At 69.3% G+C, this 18,631-nt stretch carries 13 protein-coding genes; 3 read left to right on the forward strand and 10 right to left on the reverse strand.

All coding sequences use genetic code 11. From position 1 onward, the window contains the following. Positions 1-77: 77 nt before the first annotated feature. From ACMV5O_RS15280 to mnmC, 3 genes are read right to left on the reverse strand one after another with little or no spacing between them, the layout of a single operon-like run. Positions 78-746 (reverse strand): response regulator, encoded by a 669-nt coding sequence (locus ACMV5O_RS15280; RefSeq protein WP_416164260.1) that lies wholly within the window; start codon positions 744-746, stop codon positions 78-80. Beyond that, a complete protein-coding gene (locus ACMV5O_RS15285; RefSeq protein ID WP_416164261.1) occupies positions 743-1,864 on the reverse strand; it encodes an ATP-binding protein in 1,122 nt (373 codons plus the stop codon). The genes ACMV5O_RS15280 and ACMV5O_RS15285 overlap by 4 nt, the downstream gene beginning before the upstream one ends. Beyond that, positions 1,861-3,783 carry a bifunctional tRNA (5-methylaminomethyl-2-thiouridine)(34)-methyltransferase MnmD/FAD-dependent 5-carboxymethylaminomethyl-2-thiouridine(34) oxidoreductase MnmC gene (gene mnmC, locus ACMV5O_RS15290; protein WP_416164262.1) on the reverse strand — a complete coding sequence of 641 codons (1,923 nt, stop codon included), beginning with the start codon at positions 3,781-3,783 and terminating at the stop codon, positions 1,861-1,863. Before mnmC ends, ACMV5O_RS15285 begins: the two co-directional genes overlap by 4 nt. A gap of 118 nt (positions 3,784-3,901) precedes the next feature. Between mnmC and ACMV5O_RS15295 the strand changes: the two genes are divergently transcribed. Beyond that, the gene (locus ACMV5O_RS15295) at positions 3,902-4,732 is read left to right on the forward strand and encodes an ion transporter (protein ID WP_416164263.1); all 831 of its coding nucleotides are present in this window, start codon (positions 3,902-3,904) and stop codon (positions 4,730-4,732) included. A 57-nt stretch (positions 4,733-4,789) separates the two neighbouring features. On the opposite strand, the gene ACMV5O_RS15300 is transcribed toward ACMV5O_RS15295, so the two are convergent. Together ACMV5O_RS15300 and lysS are read right to left on the reverse strand one after the other, a co-directional pair. After that, on the reverse strand, positions 4,790-5,602 hold the full coding sequence (locus tag ACMV5O_RS15300) for an undecaprenyl-diphosphate phosphatase (protein WP_416164264.1): 813 nt from the start codon (positions 5,600-5,602) through the stop codon (positions 4,790-4,792). A 108-nt stretch (positions 5,603-5,710) separates the two neighbouring features. Further along, entirely contained in the window at positions 5,711-7,210 is a 1,500-nt protein-coding gene (gene lysS, locus ACMV5O_RS15305) for a lysine--tRNA ligase (protein WP_416164265.1), read from the reverse strand. Between the two features lie 262 nt (positions 7,211-7,472). On the opposite strand from lysS, the gene ACMV5O_RS15310 reads away from it, so the two are divergent. Next, complete coding sequence (locus ACMV5O_RS15310; protein WP_416164266.1) at positions 7,473-9,602, forward strand: putative bifunctional diguanylate cyclase/phosphodiesterase; 2,130 nt, start codon at positions 7,473-7,475, stop codon at positions 9,600-9,602. 69 nt (positions 9,603-9,671) lie between these two features. Further along, positions 9,672-11,468: a methyl-accepting chemotaxis protein gene (locus ACMV5O_RS15315; RefSeq protein ID WP_416164267.1), complete on the forward strand. Its 1,797-nt coding sequence runs from the start codon at positions 9,672-9,674 to the stop codon at positions 11,466-11,468. 13 nt (positions 11,469-11,481) lie between these two features. On the opposite strand, the gene ACMV5O_RS15320 is transcribed toward ACMV5O_RS15315, so the two are convergent. From ACMV5O_RS15320 to prfB, 5 genes are all read right to left on the reverse strand, one after another. Next, positions 11,482-14,274 carry an AAA family ATPase gene (locus ACMV5O_RS15320; protein WP_416164268.1) on the reverse strand — a complete coding sequence of 931 codons (2,793 nt, stop codon included), beginning with the start codon at positions 14,272-14,274 and terminating at the stop codon, positions 11,482-11,484. A gap of 21 nt (positions 14,275-14,295) precedes the next feature. Further along, a complete protein-coding gene (trmA, locus tag ACMV5O_RS15325) occupies positions 14,296-15,414 on the reverse strand; it encodes a tRNA (uridine(54)-C5)-methyltransferase TrmA (RefSeq protein WP_416164269.1) in 1,119 nt (372 codons plus the stop codon). A gap of 3 nt (positions 15,415-15,417) precedes the next feature. Further along, positions 15,418-16,128: a hypothetical protein gene (locus tag ACMV5O_RS15330; RefSeq protein WP_416164270.1), complete on the reverse strand. Its 711-nt coding sequence runs from the start codon at positions 16,126-16,128 to the stop codon at positions 15,418-15,420. A gap of 27 nt (positions 16,129-16,155) precedes the next feature. Next, a complete protein-coding gene (locus ACMV5O_RS15335; protein ID WP_416164271.1) occupies positions 16,156-17,463 on the reverse strand; it encodes a hypothetical protein in 1,308 nt (435 codons plus the stop codon). Between the two features lie 3 nt (positions 17,464-17,466). Beyond that, positions 17,467-18,571 (reverse strand): peptide chain release factor 2 gene (gene prfB, locus ACMV5O_RS15340; RefSeq protein WP_416164272.1). Its coding sequence is split into 2 segments (ribosomal slippage): positions 17,467-18,489 and positions 18,491-18,571, totalling 1,104 coding nucleotides; the frame shifts between segments, so codons are not numbered across the junction. Between the last annotated feature and the right edge of the window lie 60 nt (positions 18,572-18,631).

The following is an 18,631-nucleotide window of genomic DNA, read 5'->3' on the forward strand; positions in this document are numbered from 1 at the left end:
AATGCCCATCGTGGGCACATACCCGCTTCCGCTTGTTCTGCCTACCTGGAAACCGGTAGGCGTCCCCTGTGCACCCTTCAAACCTGCCGTGGAACCTCGCTGACCGCGCTCGGGCTGATGCCGTTGGTGATCGCGTAGCGGGTGAGCTCGGCCACGTTGTGCAGGTCGAGCTTGCGCATGATGTTGCGCCGATGCACCTCGACGGTGGAGGGCGCGACGTGCAGGCGCTCGGCGATGCGCGGCGAGGTGTAGCCCTCGGCGATCAGTTGCAGCACCTGGCGTTCGCGCGCCGTGAGGCGGGGTACGGCGGTGTCGAGTTCGTCGCGGTCGCGCAAGGCGCCGGTCACCGTGCCCGCCACGTCGGGGCACAGGTAGGTGCGGCCCTGGCGCACGGTGCGGATCGCACGCAGCAGTTCGTCGCCTGCTTCGGCCTTGGTGATGTAGCCGCGGGCGCCGGCGTTGAGGAGCTCGATGACGAACTGGCGGTCGGCGTAGGCCGACAGCCCGATCACGCGTATCGCAGGATGCGCGGCAAGCAGCTTGTGCGTCGCCTCGATGCCGTTCATGCCGGGCATGGCAATGTCCATGCAGACGAGGTCGATGGGCTGTGTGGCGGCGACGGCGAGCACCTCCGCGCCGCTGGCCGCCTCGGCCACGACCTCGAGATCGGGGGCGCGCGCGAGCAGCGCACGCAGGGCGTGACGAAACATCTGGTGGTCGTCGGCAAGCGCGATGCGAAGCTTCATGATGGTCGCTCCGGCAGCGGACGGGAGTGGGGGATCGACACCTCGATCACGGTGCCGTCTCCCGGACGGGTCAACAGGACGAACACGCCCCCGGCCAGTTCGACGCGTTCGCGCATCGTGATCAGGCCCAGACCCGGGGTGTTGCCTGGTTCGCCGAGCTGGGCGAAATCGAAGCCGACGCCATCGTCGGCAATGCTCAGCCGCGTCTGCCTCGCATTGCTGTCGAGAGCGATCTGGATGCGCCCGGCACAGGCATGCTTGGCGCAGTTCGTCAGGGCCTCCTTCACGAGCCTGAACAGCAAGGTCTGCGCGCTCGATTCGAGGCTGTGGATGTGCTCGCCCGTCGCTGCGAACACCACGTCGATCCTGGTGCGCTTCCTGAAGGCTTCGACATACTCGCGCAGCGCAGGTTCGAGGCCGGCGTAGTCCAGCGTCGCCGGCCTGAGGTCGGTGCAGATCTCGCGAATTCCCGCCGTGGTGTCGGCAAGCAGGGCAGCAGCGTCCTCGAGCGTGGGCTCGCACGCGCGGCGAACCGCGTCGGGCAGGCTGTCGACCAGGTTGGCGAGCAGGATGTGCAGCGCCGCGAGGTTGGGGCTGGCGCGATCGTGCAGGGCGCTGGCGAGCTGGCGGCGCTCGGACTCCTCGACCGCGATCAGGTGGCGCGACAGCTCGGCCAGGCGCGCGAGGTGGCGCAGGCGCTCGGCCTCGAGGCGCTTGCGCGCGGTGATGTCCTGCACCGTGCCGTAGAGCCTGAACACCCGCCCGTTCGCATCCTTGTGCGGCTCGATCACCGTGACATGGTGGCGCAACTGGCCCGAGGGCAGCAGCACCTCCTGCTCGAGCGTGCAGCGGTCGCCGGTGTCGATCGCGTGCCAGAAGAGGTCGCGTGTGCGGTCCAGCGAGGCAGGGGTGTAATGCGCGAGCGCCTCGTTGATGTCGGGCTCGCCCAGCGCCTCGGGGCGCTCGAACAGGCGGAACAGCTCACGCGACCAGGTCATGCGTCCGCTGTCGCGGTCGAGCTCCCAGTCGCCCACCTGGGCGAGGCGCTGGGTGGTCTCCAGGCGCCACTCGGTCAGATCGAGGGCTGCCCGCAGCGCCTTGATGCGCGCGGTCGTCATTCCCTGATGGCGCCTTGTCGGGCTGGACGCAGCAGAAAGCGGCCGGGGTCGAGCGCGTCCCATAGCTCGCGCTCGAGCGGCAGCGGCTCGCCCGACAGCGCGCTGGCGAGGGCTTCGGCTGCCAGCGCCGACCACACCAGGCCGCGTGCGCCGTAGCCCGACAGCACGTGGAGCCCGGGCTGGCGAGCAAGCCCGGCCAGCCCTTCATTGGCGTGGGTCACCCCGACCTGCGGCAGGGCACCGACCATCGGCAGGCGGTCGGGCGAGGCCGGGCGGAAGCCGACGCGGCCCTGCAGCGGAACCGTGCCCAGTGCGCGGGTGAAGCCCGGCAGCATCGCTTCGAGCCTGGCGAGGTTCTCGGCGTGATCCGCTGCGTGCAGCGCGGGGTCCTCATCGTTGACGTCGAAAGTGGCGCCCGCGCAGCGCAGGCCGTCGATTTCGGGGCTGACATAGCCGCCGCGGCACACGACGACGCGCGGTGGGCTGGCAGCGTCAGCCGGCAGCAGCGAGACCTGGCCGCGGGCGCTGACCACGGGCAGGCGTTCGGCGCCGATCAGCTCACGCACGCCCACCCCCGCGGCGAGGATCGCCACCGGCGCCGCGGCGATGCAGCGGCCCGCAGCATCCATTGCCTGCCACAGATCGGCGTGGCGCTCGAGCCGGCTCACGGCCTGGCCGAAAAGGGTCCGCAGTCGGGGCCCCGCTGCGGCGAGGTTGGCCGCGCACAGGCTGGGGGGCTGAACCCAGCCGCTGTCGGCAAACCACCAGCCACCGGCGGCCACCGCGCAGCCTGCCAGGTCCGCCGCTTCGCCGGCGGTGAGGTAGCGCAGGTGGGCCTCAGGCATGGCCAGGCGTTCGGCCACGGCCCGCATCTTGGCCTCCTGGGCTCCATCGCGCGCCAGGTGCAGCACGCCGCAGGCCTCGGCGCGCACGTGGACACCGCGTGCCCGCAGGCGGGCAATGTGGGCCCAGCCATGGAGCGTGCCGGCGCGGGTCAGCCGGCTCATGCGGTTGTCGTCGAGGCTGGGCAGCGGGCGCAGCACGCCGGCCAGATTGCCCGAGGCGCCGCTGGCCGGCCCCGTCGCCCGCTCGATCAGTTCCACCGTCCAGCCGCGCTCGGCGAGGCGCTCGGCGATGCTGCAGCCGGCCAGGCCGGCACCGATCACGAGGGCGTGCCGGGCCGCTTCCGGCGCCCCGGCGCTGCGTTCGAGCTGGCCGCGGCCGTGGACGAGCCGGCCTCGCAACATCTGGCGCTTGCTGGCGAAGCCCGGCACCTTCTCGAGCTCGAAGCCGGCGTGGCGCAGGCCGTTGCGGACCTCGCCGGCGACCGACCAGGTGGCCAGCGTGGCGCCGGGCGCGGCCAGGCCGGCGAGCAGATGGAAAATCCGCGGCGACCATAGCTCGGGGTTCTTTGCCGGGGCGAAGCCGTCCAGGTAGAAGGCATCCGCGCGCGCCACCAGCTGTGCCAGGCCGTCGCGGGCGTCGCCCAGGTACAGGGTCAGCATGACGCGGCCCTCGTCCAGGTGCAGGCGATGCACGCCGGGGGTCAGGGCCGGCCATTGCGCCTGCAATTGCGCCGCCAGCGCGCCGAGCTCGGGCCAGCGTGCCTGCAGGCAGGCGAGGTCCTCGCGGGTGAACGGGTGCAGTTCGCAGGAGACAAAGTGCAAGCGGGTGCAACGGCTCGGGTCCTCGCGCCAGGCGGCCCAGGTGGCGAGGAAGTTGAGCCCGAGGCCGAAGCCGGTCTCGAGCACGACGAAGTGCTCGCGCCCCTGCCAGCGCCGCGGCAGTCCGTTGCCGGCCAGGAACACGTGCCGGGCCTGGCCCAGGCCGCCGTCGCTGGCGTGATAGATGTCGTCGAAGGCGCTGGAGTAGGGGACGCCTTCGGCGCTGTGTTCGAGGCGGGCGGGAACGATGGGCATGGGCGGCGGCTGCCTGGGGGCGTCGAGGCCCGGGGCGTGGGCCCGGCCTCGAGGTGGTTTTTGCAAGCGCGTAATGGTAGCTTGCGCGCCGGCCATTTTGATCAGCCCGTATTGACCCATGCCCGCACTCAAAGCTCTCGTCGAATCTTCCCGCTTCCAGAACTTCATCATTGCGGTGATCGTCATCAACGCGATCACGCTCGGTCTCGAGACCTCGCCCTCGGTGATGGCCACGGCCGGCAGCCTGCTGGTCGTGCTCGATCGCATCGCGCTCGCCATCTTCGTGCTCGAGATCGTGCTCAAGCTCATCGTGTATCGGCACAACTTCTTTCGCAGCGGCTGGAATGTGTTCGATTTCCTGATCGTCGGCGTGACCCTCCTGCCGGTGGGCGAGGGGGTGTCGGTGCTGCGTGCCCTGCGCATCCTGCGTGCGCTGCGCCTGATCTCGGTCGTGCCCTCGATGCGCAAGGTGGTCAGTGCGCTGCTGCGCGCGATCCCGGGTATGAGCTCGGTGCTGACCCTGTTGCTGCTGGTGTTCTACGTGTCGGCGGTGATGGCGACCAAGCTCTTTGCCGGCGACTTCCCCGAGTGGTTCGGCAGCATCGGCGCGTCCTTCTACACGCTGTTCCAGGTCATGACGCTGGAGTCGTGGTCGATGGGCATCGTGCGTCCGGTGATGGCGGTGCACCCGCTGGCCTGGCTGTTCTTCGTGATCTTCATCCTGACGACCACCTTTGCCGTGCTCAACCTGTTCATCGCCATCGTCGTCGATGCGATGAACACCAGCGACCACGCCGAGCAGGAAGAAACGCGCGAGCTGGTGGCGAGCGAACACGAGCAGGTGATGGCCGAGCTCAGGAACCTGCGCCAGGAACTGGCCGAACTGCGCGCCGAACGTGCCGGCGGTGCGCCGGGCGAGGCCGGTCAGGCGGCCGCGATCCGCCGGTAGCGGGTCAGGCGGACGTCGGCGCCCAGCGCGATCCGCGTGCGGGTGGCCGCGCTCAGCTTACTGGCCCCAGAACAGTGCCAGCAGGAAGGCGCCGAGGGCGAGCCGGTAGATGACGAAGGGCAGCATGCCGACCCGGTCGAGGAGCTTCAGGAAGAGGTGGATGCACAGATAGGCGCTGAGCGCGGAGAGCAGCGCGCCCATGGCCATCGCCGACCAATTCACGACGTGCTCTTCCTTGATCAGGTCGAGTGCGCTCAGGCCGCCGGCCAGCACGATGACCGGGATCGACAGCAGGAACGAGAAGCGCGCCGCGCCCGAGCGCGACAGGCCGAGCAGCAGGCCGGCGGTCATGGTGACGCCGGAGCGCGAGGTGCCCGGGATGAGGGCGAGGGCCTGCGCGCAGCCAATGAGCAGAATGTCGCGGCGGGTGAGCGCATGCTCGCTGCGCGGACGCTCGACCGTGCGGCAGTGGCGGTCCGCCACCCAGAGCAGCAGGCCGAAGCCGATCGTCGTCCACGCGATGATCAGCGGCGAGCGCAGCGCCTGTTCGACGAAGCCCTTGAGCAGCAGTCCGGCGAGTCCGACCGGGATGGTACCGAGGATGACCGCCCACGCCAGCCGACTGTCGCCCACGCGCTGGCGTCGAAGCAGCGACGCCGCCCAGTCGCGCGTCATGGCGAGGATCTCGTCGCGGAAGTACCCGAGCACCGCAACGAGGGTGCCCAGGTGCACCGCCACGTCGAAGGCCAGGCCCTGGTCTTCCCAGCCGGCAAGGCGCGGGAACAGGATCAGGTGCGCCGAGCTGGAGATCGGCAGGAACTCGGTGAGCCCCTGGAGAATGGCGAGGACGACGATCTGGACGGTATCCATGGCGGCACGAGGCAGTTGGACGGATGCGGCCGCCGGCGCCCCGGCTCATGAGCGGGGGCGCCGGCGGGGATCGGATGGGCGCCGCGGGCAGGAACAGCGCTCAGGCGCTCATTCCTTGCGCATCTGCGGGAACAGGATGACGTCGCGGATGGAGGGGGCGTCGGTGAGCAGCATCACCAGGCGGTCGATGCCGATGCCGCAGCCGCCGGTCGGGGGCAGGCCGTATTCGAGCGCGCGAATGTAGTCGGCATCGAAGTACATGGCTTCTTCGTCGCCGGCGTCCTTGGCCCGGACCTGGGCCAGGAAGCGCGCCGCCTGGTCTTCGGCATCGTTGAGCTCGGAGAAGCCGTTGGCGATCTCGCGGCCGACGATGAAGAGCTCGAAGCGCTCGGTGATCTCGGGGTTGGTGTCCGAGGCGCGTGCCAGCGGCGAGACCTCGACCGGGTAGTCGATGATGAAGGTCGGCTCCCACAGCTGGTCTTCCGCGCAGGCCTCGAACAGCTGCAGCTGCAGGCTGCCCAGGCCGCCCGGCTTCACCTTCTCGCCGAAGGCGACGATCTTTTCCTTCAGCCACTCGGCGTCGGCCAGTTGCTCGAGGTTGAAGCCCGGGTGGTGCTTGCGGATCGCCTCGACGATGGTGAGGCGATGGAAGGGGCGCGACAGGTCGAGCTCGCGCCCCTGGTAGACGAAGGACTCGGTGCCGAGCGCCTCGCGCGCGGCCTGGCGGATGAGGCCCTCGGTGAAGTTCATCAGGCTGCGGTAGTCCGCATACGCCTCATAGAACTCCATCATCGTGAATTCCGGGTTGTGGCGCGGCGACAGGCCCTCGTTGCGGAAGTTGCGGTTGACCTCGAACACCTTCTCGAAGCCGCCGACCACCAGGCGCTTGAGGTAGAGCTCGGGCGCGATGCGCAGGAACAGCTCCATGTCGAGGGCGTTGTGATGGGTGGTGAAGGGCTTGGCCGTTGCGCCGCCAGGAATCGGGTGCATCATCGGCGTCTCGACCTCGAGGAAGCCGTGGCCGGTCATGTAGTTGCGGATCGACTGCACGATGCGACTGCGCGCCACGAAGGTGAAGCGCGTCTGCTCGTTCATGATCATGTCGACATAGCGCTGACGGTACTTCTGCTCGACGTCGGTGAGGCCGTGGAACTTGTCCGGCAACGGACGCAGGCTCTTGGTCAGCAGGCGGATCTCGGCCGCCTTGACGGTGAGCTCGCCGGTCTTGGTCTTGAACACCGTGCCGACGCAGCCGACGATGTCGCCGATGTCCCAGGTCTTGAATTCGGCATACACGTCCTCGCCCACGCCGTCACGCTGCACGTAGAGCTGGATGCGGCCCGACAGGTCCTGGATGGTGATGAAGCTGGCCTTGCCCATCACCCGCTTGAGCATGACGCGGCCAGCGACCTTCACCTCGACCGGTGTCGCCTCGAGCGCCTCGGGCTCCTTGTCGCCATACAGTTCGTCGAGCTTGCCGGCGGTGTTCTCGCGCGAGAAGTCGTTGGGGAAGGCGCGGCCACTGGCGCGCCAGGCGGCGAGTTTTTCGCGGCGCTCGGCGATCAGGTGGTTTTCGTCCTGCGGCTGGGAGTTCGTCTGGTCGGACATGGCTTGGCGTTCGATGCGTGGAGATTGGGGTGGGGCGGCGAGGCGCTGCGCCGGCGCGAAAGGCGTAATTGTGGCAGGCCCGTGAAGACGGAGCAATTGCCGGGCCGTGCGCACGCCTGCGGCGTTCGGCTCGCCGTGGTGCGCGGTCGCGGCGCGCGCGGCGCGTCACCGCCGGAATTCGTCTGCCGTCGTGAGCTATTGCCGCGACCGGCCAGCTTGCCGCGCAGCATGATGGCGGACCCCTGTCGTCCGCGTCATTGTCATGAACTCTCCGCCCCAACCTGGTTTCGCCGATGGCGGCCCGGCACCCAGTGCTCCACCGACGAGCGAGCAGCGCCTGCGCGCGGTCTTCGAGGACATCGACAACATCGCCGTGCAGGGCTACGACATCGAGCGCCGCGTGGTGGTGTGGAACTCGGCGAGCGAACGGCTGTACGGCCATACGCGCGAAGAGGCGCTGGGGCGGCGGTTGGAGGAGCTCATCATCCCGGAGCCGATGCGGGAAGACGTCATCGCCCTGCATCGCGACTGGGTCGAGTTGGGTCGGCCGATTCCCGCCGGCGAGATCGAACTGCGGCACAAGGACGGTCACCTGCTGCCGGTCTTCTCCAGTCACGTCCTGCTAAAGAACGAGCAGGATCGGCCGGAGATGTACTGCGTCGACGTCGACCTGCGCCCGCAGCGCGAAGCCCAGCGCGAGTTGCGGCTCGCCGCGCAGGTATTCGAGCGCAGCGGCGAGGCGATCCTGATCCTGGATGCCGGGCGCCGGGCGGTGGCGGCCAATGCCGCCTTCAAGCGCATCATGGGCTATGGCGCCGAACACATCGATCAGCTCAGCATCGACTCGCTGATCGAGCAGCGTGCGGGCGCCGCCGATCTGGCCACGGTGTGGGCGGCCGTGGGCGACAGCGGGCATTGGGAGGGCGAGGCATGGAGCCGGCGGGCCAGCGGCGAGGCGCTGGCCGAATGGCTGCGCATCAGCGCCGTCTGCGACGATGACGGGCGTGCGACCCATTACGTGGCGATCTTCGCCGACCTCACCGAGCGCCGTGCGATGGAGGCGAAACTCGCCTATCTCGCCCACCACGATGCCCTGACCGGCCTGCCCAATCGCGTGCTGGTGCGTGACCGCCTGCAGCAGGCGCTGGCCTTCTCGGCACGCGAGAAGCTGCAGGTGGCGCTGCTGTTCCTCGATCTCGATCATTTCAAGATCATCAACGACACGCTCGGCCACACCCTCGGCGATCGTCTGCTGCAGGCGGTCGTGGCACGACTGTCGGCCTGCGTGCGCGACAGCGACACCATCAGCCGGCAGGGCGGTGACGAGTTCCTGATCGTGTTGCCGGGCCTGCACGGCGCCGAGTCGGCCTCGCAGGTGGCGCAGAAGATCCTCGATGCGATGACGCCCGGCTTCGAGGTCGACGGCCATGCGCTGACCTGCTCGTTCTCGATCGGCATCGCCATGCATCCCGATGACGGCGCCGACTTCGACGCCTTGTTGCTGAAGGCCGACACGGCCATGTACGCGGCCAAGGAGGCGGGACGCAACACCTACCGCTTCTTCGCGGCGCGCATGAACGCCGATGCGCACGATCGACTGCTGCTGCAGGGACATCTGCGTCACGCCATCGGGCGCGGCGAGCTCGAGCTCCATTACCAGCCCCAGGTCGACCTGGTCACCGGCGCCATTGCCGGGGCGGAGGCGCTGCTGCGCTGGCACAGCCCCGAACTCGGGAGGGTGCCGCCCGACCGCTTCATCCCGGTCGCCGAGAGCAGTGGCCAGATCGTCCCCATTGGCGAGTGGGTGCTGCGCGAGGCCTGCCTGCAGGCGTGCCGCTGGCGGGCCGAAGGCCTGGCGCTGCACACGATCGCGGTAAACGTGTCGGCCCTGCAGTTTCGTCGCAACGATCCGGTCGAGCTCGTCGCCCGCATCCTCGCCGAAACGGGGCTGCCGGCGCACTGCCTTGAACTCGAGCTCACCGAGTCCTTGCTGCTGGAGGACCCCGCGGGTCGCACGCTGGATACGCTGCGCGGGCTCAAGGCCCTCGGCGTGAGGCTGGCCATCGACGACTTCGGCACCGGCTATTCCAGCCTTGCCTATCTGCGCCGCTTTCCCATCGACAAGCTGAAGATCGATCAGGCTTTCGTGCGCGACATCGGTGCCGACGCCGAGGATGCCGCCATCGTGCGGCTGATCATCGAGCTCGGGCGCATCCTGCGCCTCGAGACGATTGCCGAAGGCGTGGAGACGCACGAGCAGCTCGACTTCCTGCTCGCGCATGGTTGTACGCGGGTGCAGGGCTATCTGTGCGCACGTCCGATGCCCGCAGACGCGTTTCGCGAGTACTTGCTGCTGCAGGCCTCCTCGAGCCTCAGTGAGGAATGCCGTTGAGGCCCTAAAGTCGCCAGCACGGGGACCGATAACAGCCCAGTCGCTGTCGCCTTCACACGGGAATGCCCCATGAGCACCTACAGGGAGCTGTACGAAACCATCGAGAAGACGTTCTGGAACTCGCTGACCAAGAAGCTCTTCAGCTTGTTGCTGCTGTTCGTCTTCAATCTCGGCTACCTGCTGGTCTGGCACTTGCAGCGCTCGCGCATCGAGGCCGCGCTTCAGGCGGGCGAGGTCCCGGCGCACACCGCGGCCGCCGTGGCCGGGATCTTCGATGGCGGGCTCTACGCGATGCTCGGGCTGTCCGTGGCGGTGCTCGTGGTGATGGTCGGCCAGATTCTCTATCTGCGGCACCTCATCGTGCGCCCGATCCGCGTCATCACCGGGATCTTCGACGAGATCTCGCGTGGCGAGGGGGACTTCTCGCGCGACCTGCCGCTGACCACGCATGACGAGTTGCGCGAGCTTGCCGCCAGCTACAACCGCTTCGCCGGGAAGATGCGCGAGATCATCGGCAAGGTGCGCCAGATGAGCGTGCGCATCGCCCGCGAGGCGGTGCAGGTCAAGCTCGGGGTCGAGACCTCGGCGCGCGACGCGCGCCAGCAGGGCGAGATGACCGAGACCGTGTTCGACGCCAGCACGCGCTCGACCGCCGCCATCGGTGAGGTGTCGCTCAATGCGCGCGAGATCGATGCATCGACCCGCCGCAACCTCGAGATCGCCCGTCAGTCGCTGGGCGAGGTGCAGAACATCGAGGTCAAGATCAATGCCGTCGGCGAGAAGCTGCAGCGTTTCAACCACACCGTCGACGACCTGTCGCAGCGCTCGGAGAGCGTCAAGCAGATCGCCTCGCTGATTCGCGAGATCGCCGACCAGACCAACCTGCTCGCCCTCAATGCGGCGATCGAGGCGGCGCGCGCGGGCGAGGCCGGGCGCGGCTTCGCCGTGGTCGCCGACGAGGTGCGCAAGCTCGCCGAGCGCGTCAACAAGGCCACCCAGGAGATCGTCGGCAACATCAACGGCATGCTCGAGCTGGTGGGCGACACGCGCGCCGAGAACGAGGTGATCAACGCCGACGTGACGCAGACGCGCGTCGTCGTCGCCAACTCGGCCGACCAGTTCAACCACATGGTGGGCGAATTCGAGCGCACCAGCGAGCAGCTCATCCACATCGCTGCCGGCATGGAGTCGCTGACCGACACCAACGCCCATGTCCATGCCAACGTCACCGCGATCCACGACCTGTCGGGAACCGTCGTGCAGGAGATGGTCGATTGCGAGCGGCGCACGCAGGAGCTCGCCAAGGCGACCGAGGCCGTGCAGGAGATGGTCTCGCGCTTCAGGATCGGTAGCGGCGCCTTCGACACGGTGGTGAACCAGACCCGCCTCTTCCGCGATCGCATCCAGGCCGAACTGCAGGCCATGCTCGATGCGCGCGTCGATGTCTTCGACCGCAACTACCGTCCGCTTGCCGGCACCAATCCGCAGAAGTTCAAGGTGAGCTGGGGCGACGAATTCACCCGCCGCTGCCAGTCCATCCTCGACGAGTCGCTGGCGGCGGCGCGCGGCGCGGCCTTTGCCGTGGCCGTCAACACCGACAGCTACCTGTCGGCGCACAACAGCAAGTTCTCCAGGCCGTTGACCGGCGATCCCGCGCAGGATCTGAGCGGCAACCGCACCTGCCGCAAGTTCGAGCGCCCGCCCGAACTGCGCGCCGCCCGCAACACCGAGCCGATGCTGCTGCAGACCTACCTGCGCGACACCGGCGAGGTGCTGTGCGACATCGCCATGCCGCTCAGCGTCGGCGGCCGCCACTGGGGCAACGTCCGCGTTGGTGTCCCGGCCGAAGCGCTGCTGGAGCCCTGAGGGCAGCGGGGACTCAATCCACCGCCCGCTGCAGCACCCCGATCGGCGGCGCCCAGTCGCTGCCGGGTTGCTTCTTGCGCGTGACCAGCGTGAGCTGCGCGGGGGCGAAGACGTTGGCGTTGTGGGTGACCGGGGTGGTGATCAGGTACTGCGCGCGGGTGGCGCGCAGGAAGGTACCGACGCGGTCGATGTTGGCGACGTCCAGATGCGCGAAGGGCTCATCGATGAAGACGAAGCCGCCCGGGCGCGCCTCGTCCATCAGCAGGCCGATGAGCAGGATCAGCGACTTCATGACCTGCTGGCCGCCCGAGGCCTCGCCGTCGTTGAGGCCGACCGCGCCCTTGCGGTCGAAGTCGAAGCGCACCTCCAGCCCGGCCTGGGCGAGCGACAGGTCGTCGTTCTCCAGGTGCGGCGTCGGGCAGTCGACGCTGACGTTGGCGAGTTCGCCGAGCGCCTTCAGATTCCTGGCGTACTGGCGCACGGTGGCGCGCAGCTTGGCGATGTAGGCGGCGCGCGCATTGTCGGTATGCAGGCGCGCGGTGGTGCAGTAGCCCTGGCGGTTGAGATAGTCGCGTTCGCGCACGGCGACGTCGGCGGCGAGGCGGTCGCGCACGACCAGCACCGCGGGGTCGGTGATCCAGTCGCCCTCGTCGAGGTGGCGACGCAGGCGTTCGAGCTGCAGGCGGGCGCCGCGGGCGTCGCCGTACTTGTCGGCGAGCAGGGCGAGCTCGCCGGCGTCCAGCCAGTGCGGAGGCATGCCGCGCCGGCGGCGGCGTAGCTTCATGATGCGTTCGGCCTGGGCGTGGCGGCGCGGGCCGTGCTCGCGGGCGAGGTCGGCCAGGCGCAGCTCGACTGCCTTGAGTTCGCGATTGCGGCGATCGAGTTCGATCTGGATGCCGTTGAGCGTTTCGGAAAGACGGTCCAACGCGCCCCGCGTCTCGCTGCGCTCGGCGATCGCCCCGGTGAGCGCCTTGCGCGCGGCGGGCAGCTCGGCCTCGGCGCTGGCATAGGTGTCGGCCTTGGCCGCGAGCAGTTGCGCAGACTGCAGCCCGAGCAGGCGCTGGCGGATGGCGGTGAGCCGGGCGGCGGCGGCGTCGAGCTTGGGGCGCAGGGCGTGGAGCTGCTTGTCCAGCCCGGCGATCTCGTCCTGCAGTGCGGCGATGCGCGACTGGCGCGCGAGCTCGCCGAAGTGGAATTCCTGCGGCCGGCCGAGGTGGCGGGCGCCGCGGCGTTCGCGGTGATAGCCGTCGCGGGTGATCCACTCCTGCTCGCGCGGCAGATCGCGTGCGGCCTCGGCGTCGTCGACGCGACGGATGCGGTTCAGCAGGTCGGCGAGCCAGCGCGGCACCGGCGCGCCGAACTCGACCACCTCGGCCAGGCTCAGCGGTCGTGGCGGCGGCGCGGTCTCGCGTTCCGCCACGATGAAGTGGCGGAAGCGTTCGCGCTCGCCGAGCGCCCAGGCGGTGTGGCGGTCGCTGTCGCGTTCGAGCAGGATGAGGTGGCGATAGGGGCGCAGGATGGCTTCGAGGGCGGCCTGCCAGGCCGGGTCGGTCACCTCCACCACCTCGGCGAGGCTGCGATGGGCGATGCCCTCGGCGCTCAGCGTGACGCGGAAGCGGGCAACCTCGGCGTCGCCCGGCGGGCCGGCGCGGTGACGCTCGCCGCGCAAGGTGTCGGTCTTGTCCTCGAAGGCGGCGACGAGCTCGCGTTCCTTGCGGCGCAGGCTGGCGAGCGCGGTGTCGGCGTCCTCGTGCTCCTTTTCCAGCGCCACGGCGTCGGCACCGTGCTCGCTGGCGAGCTGGGCGCGCAGCACGTCGCGCTCGGCGAGCAGCTTCTCCAGGTCGCGCACGCGGTCGTGGGCGGCGAGGTAGCGTTGTTCGGTCGCGCTGTCTTCATCCTTGAGGCGCTTGCGCTCGGCCTGGGCGGCGCTCTGCTCGGCACGCACGATCTCCAGACGGTGGCGCGACTCGCGCTGCTCGACCAGCTTGTCGCTGCGCTCGTGGCCCACGCGCTGCAAGGCCTCGCGCTCGGTGGCGATGTCGCGCTCGAGTTCGGCAATTTCCAGGCGTGGCACGATCTCGGCTTCCAGGGCGTGGATCTCGTCGGCGAGCTGCTTCCATTCGAGGAAGCGGTTGGCCTCGGCCTTCTTCTCCTCGGCCTGGGTCTTGAGGCGGTCGAGGTCGATGCCCAGCTCGCCGAGCTCGCGCTCGGCGGATTTCTGTTCCTCGCGCGCGGCCTGGTAGTTGTCCAGCACCTCCTTGTCGCCGAAGACGTCGAACACCAGCTCAAGCAGCGCCTTGGGCGAGTACTCGCACAGCTTGTCGGTGTCGCCCTGTTCCAGCGCCAGCACCTTGGTGATGGCCGGCGTCAGCCCGCCCCAGGCCAGGCGGTTCTGGTAGTCGCGCAGGCCGATCCAGTCGTTGGTCTGCTCGAGCGCCTCGATCGGCAGGTTGCCATCGACGATGGTGTAGTCGCGGATCCAGTCGCCGCCGGCCTTGCGGATGCGGCAGGCGAGGGTGACCTCGTCGGTCAGGCAGGGGAAGAAGGGCCGCTTGCCGGTGCTGCCCGGCAGGTTGGCGACCACCGCGCGGATCCAGGCGAAGCTGCGCTCGGCGCGGCGCACGTAGCGGCGGAAGTCGCGCTTGCCCGAGCAGCGCAGCGCGAACAGGGTACGCAGGGCGTCGAGCAGGGTGGTCTTGCCCGAGCCGTTGGGGCCGACGATGGTGATGATCTGGGCGTCCAGCGGCAGCGCAAAGCGGCGCCAGAAGTCCCAGTGGACGACTTCGAGGGTCTTGATGTGGAACATGGGCCTGGGTCGCGGTGAGGCTCAGCGCCGCTGCAGCAGCAGCCCGCACTCGAGATGGTGGGTGTAGGGGAACTGGTCGAAGGCGGCCGCGGCCGCGATGCGGTGCGTTTCCGCCAGTGCTGCGACGTTGTCGCGCAGGGTCTCCGGGTTGCAGGAGATGTAGAGGATGTGGTCGAAACCCTTCGCCAGCGCGATCGTGCCCGCGTCGAGACCGGCACGCGGCGGGTCGACGAAGAGGGTGGAAAAGCGATAGCCGGCCAGGTCCACGCCCGCCATGCGGCGGTACTCGCGGCCGCCGGCGAGCGCGTCGCTGATCTCCTCGCTCGCCATGCGCACCATGGTGACGTTGCCGACGCCGTTGTCGGCGAGGTTGGTGTGGGCGGCGCGCACCGAGGTCTTGCTCATCTCGGTGGCGAGCACGCGGCCGAACAGCGGCGCCAGCGCGACGGTGAAGTTGCCGTTGCCGCAGTAGAGCTCGAGCAGGTCGCCCGCGCCTTCGGGGCGCGCGCCCACCGCCTGCGCCTGCGCCCGCGCCTGCGCCCGCGCCCAGCTCAGCATGTGCTGGTTCACCCCACCGTTGGGCTGGGTGAAGCTGCCTTCGAACTGCTGGTAGCGCAGGCGCTGGCCGTCGACCTCGAGCACCTCCTGGACCCAGTCGCGCTCGAGCACTATCTTCTGCTTGCGGCTGCGGCCGATGACCTGGATGTCGAGCGCGGCGGCGAGCGCGCGCGCGGCGGCCTCCCAGGCCTCATCGAGCGGGCGGTGGTAGACCAGGCTCACCAGGCACTCGCCGCTCAGGGTGGCGAGGAACTCGACCTGGAAGATCTTGCGCCGCAGCGGCTCGCTGGCCTGGATCGCGTCGCGCAGGCGCGGCATCAGGCTCGCGATCGGTTCGGCGGCGGCGGGGAAGGTCTCGAGCAGGATCGGCTGCTTGGGGTTGGCGCGGTCGAACATCGCGTAGTCGACGCGGCCGTCCTGGTGCCACAGGCGGAACTCGGCGCGCAGCCGGTAGTGCAGCGGGGCGGAGCGGAAGACCGCCGGCTCGGGCAGGTCGAACTCGGCAAAGTCGGCGCGGTAGCGGTCGAGCTTGGCGGCGAGCTGGTCCTCGTAGCGCGCGGGGTCGATGACGGGCAGGGCCATGGCTCAGGGCGCCTCCTCTTCGTCGTCGGCTTCGTCGGGCAGCCGGTCGGCAAGGGCGAAGGCATTGGCGCCGGGCAGGTGGTGGCCGGCGGCAGCGAGCACTTCGCCCAGGGTGCCGTGGATGATGCGGTCGGCCAGCACCCGGTAGTCGAGCGCGAGGTCGAGCAGCGGGCCTTCGCTGATCAGGCCGTTGCGGCGCTCGATGAAGCCGAGGCGGGCGAGCTTGCCGAGCATGAAGTTGCGCACCTTGGTGCGTCCGCCCAGGCGGGGGCCGAAGTCGGCGATCAGCGAGGCCTCGGTGAGCGTGCCGGACACCGACTCGCCGTGTGCGACCGGCTTGTCGCCGCCGAAGAGGTCGGTCTGGCCGTCATCGACCAGCTCGCGCCGGGTGACCTGGCGTTCGCGCTTGGGCAGCACGATCAGCGACCAGATGATCACCAGCAGGGCGACTTCGTCGCGGTTCAGGCCGAGGTTGCTGGCCGCGTATTCGCGCCCGGCGCCGAACACCGGCTCGGCCAGTTCGGGCTGCAGCGCGACACCGACGTGGGCGGCGTAGGGGTTGTCGAGCAGGCGCAGGCCGACCTCGGCGAGGCGGCGGTCGAGTTCGAGGCGAAAGGTCTCGTCCACCAGCGCGCGCCGCACCAGGCGGTCGCTGCGGGGCAGCCAGCGCTGGGCGAGCAGGCGCGCGGTGAGGGTCTTGAGTTCGTGTTCCATGACGGGCGCGGCGTGTCGGTGGCGGGCTCAGCCCGCCGCCTGGGGCTGTAGGGGGGCGAGGGATGCGGCCGCGGCGGGCGTGCGCGGGCGCACTTCGCCCAGTGTCATCGCGGCGATCTCATCGGCGCCGACCGGGGTCAGGCTGTCGCCGAAGTCGACCTCCACCGGCAGCCGCATCAGGCTGCCGACCGGGCCGTCTTCGGGGCCGGCCTCGGCGCCGTCGGCCAGCAGCGCCAGCAGCGACAGGCGATAACTGGCGGGGGCGAAACCGCCGCCGGCGACGACCTGATGCAGCGGCTGGGGCGCGGGCAAGGCGGTGAGGCGTTGGGTGAAGTGCTCGAGCAGGCGCAGGTCCTCGGCCTGCAGGGCGACATCGGAGGCGGCCGCGTCGGGCGGCGGCAGGCCGACCGGCGACTCGGCGGCGAGGGCCTCGCCTTCGAGCATCGCCTCGGCGCGATCGAGCAGCTCGTGGCCGCCGGCCAGCAGCGCCAGCTCCGGCACCGCGGCGAAGCTGTCGAGCGCCAGGCCGGCGATGACCGACGCATCGAGGCTGCGCAGCCAGGCGGCGACGTCGGACGAGGAGATGCCCGAGCCGCCGAGCGTGACCCGCTGGGCCTCGATCTTGTTCAGGGCGCGCTGGAAGGACGCATCCACCCGCGCCAGTCGCGACTGCGCGAGGCCGATGCGCTGCGCGATGCGGGCGATGTCGAAGTCGACCTCGGGGTCGGCGAGCAGCGTGTTGAGGATGTCGGTGCCGCGCGCGAGCCAGCGCCCGTTGGCCGACAGCCGGCGGCGGGCATCGAGGATGCGGAACTCCGAGCCGGATGCGATCGACTCCTCGAAGTGCCAGCTGAGGTCGTTGAGCTTGGACAGCAGATGGCCGAGCGCTTCGGGCGTGATGCTGCCCACCGCCTGCAGTCCGGCGAGCTGGGCGGTGAGAAAGCCCAGCTCGGCATCCTCCTCCTCGCCAAATCGCAGCAGCATGGCGATGGCGGCGACGGCGTTGCGGCCGACGTCGGAGAGCGCGTAGTGGCCGTCCTCGCCGATCGCGAGCAGGCCGTTGTCGCGCAGGCGCTTCAGCACCGTCTCGAGCTTGACCGGGTCGAGATAGGTGAAGCGCGCGCGCAGCGCCTCGGGCGACCAACGCGGCGCGTCCGCCTCGCGGCCGATCTCGCGCAGCACCAGCAGGCGCATCAACACCTCGGCCTCGGTGCCGCGGAACAGCGTGATGAAGGCCTCGAGCAGCGGGCGCGCCGAGGTCAGCGTCGCCAGCTCGGGCACTTCGTCGGCGTCGACGCCGGGCGCGAGGAAGTCGGAGAGAAAGGGCTCGGTCAAACCTCAGACGCCCTGCTTGAGGCTCGCGGCGATGAAGTCGTCGAGGTCGCCATCGAGCACGCTCTGGGTGTTGCCGACCTCGTAGTTGGTGCGCAGGTCCTTGATGCGCGACTGGTCGAGCACGTAGCTGCGGATCTGGTGGCCCCAGCCGATGTCGCTCTTGGAGTCTTCCAGCTTCTGCTGCTCGGACTGGCGCTTGCGCAGCTCGAGCTCGTACAGGCGCGCCTTCAGCATCGACATGGCCTCGGCCTTGTTCTTGTGCTGCGAGCGGTCGTTCTGGCACTGCACGACGATGCCGGTCGGCTCATGCGTGATGCGCACCGCCGAGTCGGTCTTGTTGATGTGCTGACCGCCGGCGCCCGAGGCGCGGTAGGTGTCGATGCGCAGGTCGGCGGGGTTGATCTCGATCTCGATCGAGTCGTCGACCTCGGGGAACACGAAAACCGAGGTGAAGCTGGTGTGGCGGCGCGCGTTGGAGTCGAACGGCGACTTGCGCACCAGGCGGTGGATGCCGGTCTCGGTGCGCAGGTAGCCGTAGGCATACTCGCCGGAGAGCTTGATCGTGCAGTTCTTGATGCCGGCGACTTCACCCTCGGTCTCTTCCATCAGCTCGACGGTGAAGCCTTTCTTCTCCCCGTAGCGCAGGTACATGCGCTCGAGCATGCCCGCCCAGTCCTGCGCCTCGGTGCCGCCGGCGCCGGCCTGGATCTCGATGAAGCAGTTGTTCGGATCCATCGGGTTGCTGAACATGCGGCGGAACTCGAGCTTCTCGATCGCGCCCTGCAGCTCCACGAGGTCGGCCTCGACCGCCTCGAAGGTGTCGTCGTCGTCCTCGGCTTCGGCGAGCTCGAACAGATCCTTCAGGTCGCGCGACTGCGCGTCGATCTTCTGCAGCGTCAGCACCACGTCCTCGAGCTGGCGCTTTTCCTTGCCGAGTTCCTGCGCGCGCTCGGCGTTGTTCCACACCGCCGGGTCTTCGAGCGCGCGGTTAACTTCTTCGAGCTTCGATGCTTTCACATCGTAGTCAAAGATACCTCCGTAGTTCGCGACCGCGGGCGGCGAGGTCGGCGAGTTTTTCGGCAATGGCGTTCTGGCGTTCGGCTTCCATGGCTGCGGCTCCGGCTCAATCTGGGAAACCGCGCATTATAGCGGCAGCGCGCCGGGGGCT

It is taken from the genome of Thauera sp. WH-1 (assembly GCF_047806685.1).
In the GTDB taxonomy this organism is placed as follows: Bacteria; Pseudomonadota; Gammaproteobacteria; order Burkholderiales; family Rhodocyclaceae; genus Thauera.

Coding starts and splice junctions, on each gene's coding strand:
- ACMV5O_RS15280 (WP_416164260.1), bottom strand. CDS start 746: ATGAAGCTTCGCATCGCGCTTGCCGACGACCACCAGATGTTTCGTCAC.
- ACMV5O_RS15285 (WP_416164261.1), bottom strand. CDS start 1,864: ATGACGACCGCGCGCATCAAGGCGCTGCGGGCAGCCCTCGATCTGACC.
- mnmC (WP_416164262.1), bottom strand. CDS start 3,783: ATGCCCATCGTTCCCGCCCGCCTCGAACACAGCGCCGAAGGCGTCCCC.
- ACMV5O_RS15295 (WP_416164263.1), top strand. CDS start 3,902: ATGCCCGCACTCAAAGCTCTCGTCGAATCTTCCCGCTTCCAGAACTTC.
- ACMV5O_RS15300 (WP_416164264.1), bottom strand. CDS start 5,602: ATGGATACCGTCCAGATCGTCGTCCTCGCCATTCTCCAGGGGCTCACC.
- lysS (WP_416164265.1), bottom strand. CDS start 7,210: ATGTCCGACCAGACGAACTCCCAGCCGCAGGACGAAAACCACCTGATC.
- ACMV5O_RS15310 (WP_416164266.1), top strand. CDS start 7,473: ATGAACTCTCCGCCCCAACCTGGTTTCGCCGATGGCGGCCCGGCACCC.
- ACMV5O_RS15315 (WP_416164267.1), top strand. CDS start 9,672: ATGAGCACCTACAGGGAGCTGTACGAAACCATCGAGAAGACGTTCTGG.
- ACMV5O_RS15320 (WP_416164268.1), bottom strand. CDS start 14,274: ATGTTCCACATCAAGACCCTCGAAGTCGTCCACTGGGACTTCTGGCGC.
- trmA (WP_416164269.1), bottom strand. CDS start 15,414: ATGGCCCTGCCCGTCATCGACCCCGCGCGCTACGAGGACCAGCTCGCC.
- ACMV5O_RS15330 (WP_416164270.1), bottom strand. CDS start 16,128: ATGGAACACGAACTCAAGACCCTCACCGCGCGCCTGCTCGCCCAGCGC.